This is a genomic window from Caballeronia sp., assembly GCF_049581465.1.
Taxonomy (GTDB): domain Bacteria; phylum Pseudomonadota; class Gammaproteobacteria; order Burkholderiales; family Burkholderiaceae; genus Caballeronia.
In genome coordinates, this window is sequence record NZ_JBAUSA010001090.1 from 1 (window position 1) to 4,537 (window position 4,537).

A 4,537-nucleotide genomic window follows, 5' to 3' on the forward strand; every position below is an offset into this window, starting at 1 on the left:
CGGCCAGTTGCTTGCGGTGATCGAGTCTCCTGAACTCGACCAGCAATTGCTGCAAGCCCGCGCCGACCTCGCGAGCGCCACGGCCAATGCCGCGCTGGCAGGGACCACGGCAAAACGTTGGCAGGCGCTGCTCGGAACCGACTCGGTCGCCCAGCAGGAAGTCGATGAACGCACCAGCGACTACTCAGCCAAGAAAGCGATCGTTGCATCCGCCCAGGCCAACGTCGCACGGTTGATCGCGACCAAGGGCTTCGAGCGGATCGTCGCACCGTTTGACGGCGTGGTGACCGCCCGCGATACCGATGTCGGCGCGTTGATCAACGCCGGCAGTGGTGGCGTGGGACAGGAGTTGTTTGCAATCTCCGATGTCAAGAAGTTGCGCGTGTATGTGCAAGTCCCGCAAAGCTACGCCCCGGTGGTACGCGCCGGATCGAGCGCAACGCTTAGCGTGCCTGAATATCCGGGCCAGCAGTTCACCGCCCGCGTGATTGCATCGGCTGATTCCGTGAATTCGAATTCAGGCACCACGCTGGTTCAGTTGCTGGTCGACAACAGCGACGGCAAGCTGCTGCCCGGCGGCTTTGCAAGCCTGCAATTCAAGCTTCCCATTGAAGTCAACGCGGTGCGCGTACCGGCAAGCGCCCTGGTATTCGACAGCCGCGGCCTATCGGTCGCGACGCTCGCAGCGGACGGACACGTCGCGTTCAAGAAGGTCACGATCAACCGCGATTTCGGCGACTCGGTCGAGATCGGTTCCGGGATCAGCGCCACCGATCGCGTGATCGATACGCCGCCGGATGGTCTTGTCGACGGTGACCGCGTGCGCGTGGCCGCGACCAAGCCAAAGGCGGCGGCCCATGGCTGAGTACGCAACCCCGTTTGCGCGCGCGTTTCTGCTAGCGGGCTCGTTCACGCTAAGCGCCTGTTCCCTCGCACCCGTCTACACAGTGCCGCCGACTCCGCAAGCAGCGCAGTATCGCGGCACGGGTCCATGGGTCAGCGCGCAGCCGGCGGATCAGTTGCGCCGCGACGGCTGGTGGAAGATCTACGGCGACCCGCAACTAGACGATCTGCAACAGCGCCTGCTCGCGAACAATACAGACCTTGCCGCGGCGCTCGCGCATTATCAGGAGGCGCAGGCTTTCGTCGAACAGGTTTCATCGGGTCTTTTTCCGACAATCAACGCGGGCGCCTCGCCCCAGCGTGTTCGCCAGTCCGATAACCGGCCGTTGCGCGTTGGCGGACCGAACAACTACAACTCCGCGACGCTGGGTGGCGAGATCGATTACGACCTCGACTTGTGGGGTCGTGTGCGTGATTCCGTCGTGGCCGGCAAGGATGATGCGCAAGCGTCGAAGGCCGATCTGGCATCGGTTCAGTTGAGCTTGCAAGTGCAACTGGCCGACAATTACATTCGACTGCGCGGGCTCGACCAGCAAACGAAGCTGCTCGACGAAACCGTCGTGGCGTTTGCAAGAGCGCTGCAATTGACCCAAACGCTGCATGGGGGCGGGATCGTTTCCGGACTCGATGTCTCCCGTGCGCAGACGCAGTTGTCATCGGCGAAATCGCAGTTGTCGCAAAACCTGGCGCAACGCGCATTGATAGAACATGCGATCGCGGTGCTCGTCGGCGCGTCCGCTTCAGAATTCACGCTGGCCCAGCAAACCACGCCGATTCCGCTCCCCGTGATTCCCGTGGGCGTACCCTCGACGCTGCTGCAACGCCGCCCGGATATAGCCGCTGCGGAGCGCCGCGTGGCTAGCGCGAATGCGAAGATTGGCGTCGCGCGCGCAGCCTATTTCCCTTCTCTTACACTAAGCGCTCAAGGCGGATTGCAAAGCGCGGTCTATTCCAATCTGCTAAGCGCACCTAGCTTGTATTGGGCGATCGGCCCGCAACTGGCGCAGTATATTTTCGACGGAGGCTTGCGTCATGCGCGGTTGCAATCTGCTAAGGCCGCGACCAATGAAGCGGGCGCGCGCTATCGTGGGGTCGTCCTGTCAGCGTTTCAGCAGATTGAAGACAACTTGTCCCTGCTGGCAGATCTCGGCACGGCCCTTCAGGAGCAACGGGACGCAAGCGATGCGGCTGAGCACTCAGTCGATCTGGCATTGAACCGGTATAAACAAGGTGCGGTGGGCTATCTCGACGTCGTCCAGGCGCAAACGGCCCAACTCGATGCACAACGCAGCGTGCTGGACCTTCAGACGCGCCAGTTGAGCGCTAATGTGCAACTCGTGCACGCGCTGGGCGGCGGATGGTCCAGCGAGGAACTTGCCAACACTGACGCTGCGCCTGTGCTGGTCTCGACCGATGGTGGCGCACGCGCCAAGCCGGACTAAGCGCGACGTGGCGCTCGATACGGGTTCAGATAGCAGCGCTATTCGTGCCCGTATCGAGCGCGCTTTTCCCATGCAGGCTCGCCCCAACCTCCCCCGTACCCCTCAATCGCGCCCCGGTAACATCCTCGCGAGCAAGCGCTGCTTATCGAACAGTTCGTGCTTGATCACCGCAAGCAAATGCCCCGCTACCGCGAACAGCAACACGTAATTCAATGCGATATGTATCGTCTTCAGGATGCCTTTGAGCATCGTGTCGGGACCGATGATCGTCGGCAACGGCAACACCCCGAGATATACCACCTGAATGCCGGCGGCCGAACTATACAAATAGCCCGTCACCGGGATAGTCAGCATCAGGATATAGAGCGCAGCGTGACCCGCGTGCGCGGCCAACTTTTCCCACGTATGCATGCCGGCAGGCAACGCAGGCGCCGGGTGCGTGGCGCGCCAGAGCAGACGGATCAGCGCAAGCACAAGTACCGTCACGCCAATCCATTTATGCCAGGAAAAGTAGCGGAGTTTGGCCGGCGTGAAGCCCGGTATATCGGTCATGATCCAGCCGAGCGAGAAACCCCACACGATCAGCGCAGCGATGATCCAGTGAAACGCTATAGCGATGCTCGTGTATCGGGACGGCGCGGCTTTGAGCGACGACGCGTAAGAAATAGACATGATAGTGGCCGGTGACCAAGCAGATCGTGGGGCGACGCGACATCCGGTATCGAACCGACTGAGAAACGCTTGTTCCGGCTTTCAGGAATCAAACGCGATACGCGGGAGGCGCCAGGCATCGACGAATGATAAGAGAGCACTTCTACACTGATAAGCCGCACGCAGGCGACAGTTTGTTTCCCTCACGACGATAATCCACGTTAGGCGCTAGGCGCCTGCAATATCTGCGCGGCGTTTAATACTTGCGGCTAGGGGAAACGTCCTGCCAAACCGCTCACGCTGCTCACGCCGCTCCAGTGCTGAAACGGCTTCATCTACACCCACCCCTGTCCTTCAACGGTCGCGATCCACACCAGGTTCGCGCGTCAGCGCGCGCAAACCAATATCCTCACCCTATCTGCAACGTCAGCTCTCCAAAGCACCCGGCGCTCCGCGCATGGGTCTCAACGGGGCAGCGGGAACCAGCAAGGCAGACACTACGATCGCGATCGCAATCGCGAAGATGGCCAAAAACGTGAGATGCAGCGACTGGTGCAATGCGAGGCGGATGGCAACGTCGGCGCCGCCACTGGCGGGTGAGCTTTCGAGCACTTGTCGAAGCTGATCCGACGTCACCACGCCGAGAACCTTCGAATGCGTAAGCCCGTAGTTGAGCACCGCGCCGAACACCGTCGCGCCCAGCGTGCTGCCGAGATTGCGCGAAAAAAGATTTGACGCCGTTGCACTGCCGCGCTGCGACGAATCGACCAGTTCCTGGATCAGCACCAGTGTACTCACGCTCGACGTACCCATGCCGAAGCCCATCACCAACGAACCGATCCCAGCGACAACCGGCGAACTTTCCGGGCTCAGCAGCACGAACAGGATGGCGCCAACCGGCAGGATAAAACTGCCGCCGACCAGAATCCGCCGCAGAGCGAATCGATGAAATGACCGTGCCGCCAGCGTGGCGCCAACAGGCCAGCCGACCATCATCATGGTAAGCGCAAGGCCGGCGACCACCGGCGAGCGGTGCAGTACACCTTGCACATACATGGGCAGGAAGGTAGTCAGGCCCATCAGCGCCATGCCGGCAAACACGGTCGCCGCATTGGCCGCGGCGATGGGCCGGCGGCCCCACACGGAGAACGAGATCATCGGATCGGCGGCTCGCCGTTCCTGCGCGACGAACAGCAGCGAGGCCACGACGAACACAGCGCACGCGTACCACGCGTGGCTATAGTCGGCTGTACCGGCATCGGTCAGGGCAATCATCAGCGCCGCGATCGCGACCGTAAACAAAGCCGCACCGACGGAATCAATCGATGGACGCGCGAGCCGTTCTTTTTCGTGGAGGAAGAATATGAAGCCGGCCGCCGACGCGAGTCCGATAGGAATATTGATCCAGAAAATCCACGACCACGACCAATCGCGAATGATCAGGCCGCCGGCCATTGGCCCGACGACTGCCGAGATCGCCCAGACGCTTGCGAGATAACCCTGGACCTTGCCGCGTTCATGCGGCGGATAGAGATCGGCGA

At 61.5% G+C, this 4,537-nt stretch carries 4 protein-coding genes; 2 read left to right on the top strand and 2 right to left on the bottom strand.

Features of this window, described 5'->3' with window-relative positions; translation table 11 throughout:
• Positions 1 to 865, top strand: an 865-nt coding sequence (locus tag WCA53_RS26630) for an efflux RND transporter periplasmic adaptor subunit (protein WP_423917658.1), incomplete at its 5' end; no start/stop codon positions are given.
• The gene (locus WCA53_RS26635) at positions 858 to 2,345 is read left to right on the top strand and encodes an efflux transporter outer membrane subunit (protein ID WP_423917663.1); all 1,488 of its coding nucleotides are present in this window, start codon (positions 858 to 860) and stop codon (positions 2,343 to 2,345) included. The genes WCA53_RS26630 and WCA53_RS26635, both read left to right, overlap by 8 nt.
• A 102-nt stretch (positions 2,346 to 2,447) precedes the next feature.
• Here WCA53_RS26635 and WCA53_RS26640 read toward each other — a convergent pair whose 3' ends face one another.
• A complete protein-coding gene (locus WCA53_RS26640; protein WP_423917666.1) occupies positions 2,448 to 3,017 on the bottom strand; it encodes a cytochrome b in 570 nt (189 codons plus the stop codon).
• Positions 3,018 to 3,422: 405 nt separating this feature from the next.
• Positions 3,423 to 4,537: MFS transporter (locus tag WCA53_RS26645; protein WP_423917669.1), on the bottom strand; the 1,115-nt coding region annotated here is incomplete at its 5' end.

Bases quoted from the DNA above. Each gene is read 5' to 3' on its own strand.
- WCA53_RS26635 (WP_423917663.1), top strand. From the start codon at position 858: ATGGCTGAGTACGCAACCCCGTTTGCGCGCGCGTTTCTGCTAGCGGGC.
- WCA53_RS26640 (WP_423917666.1), bottom strand. From the start codon at position 3,017: ATGTCTATTTCTTACGCGTCGTCGCTCAAAGCCGCGCCGTCCCGATAC.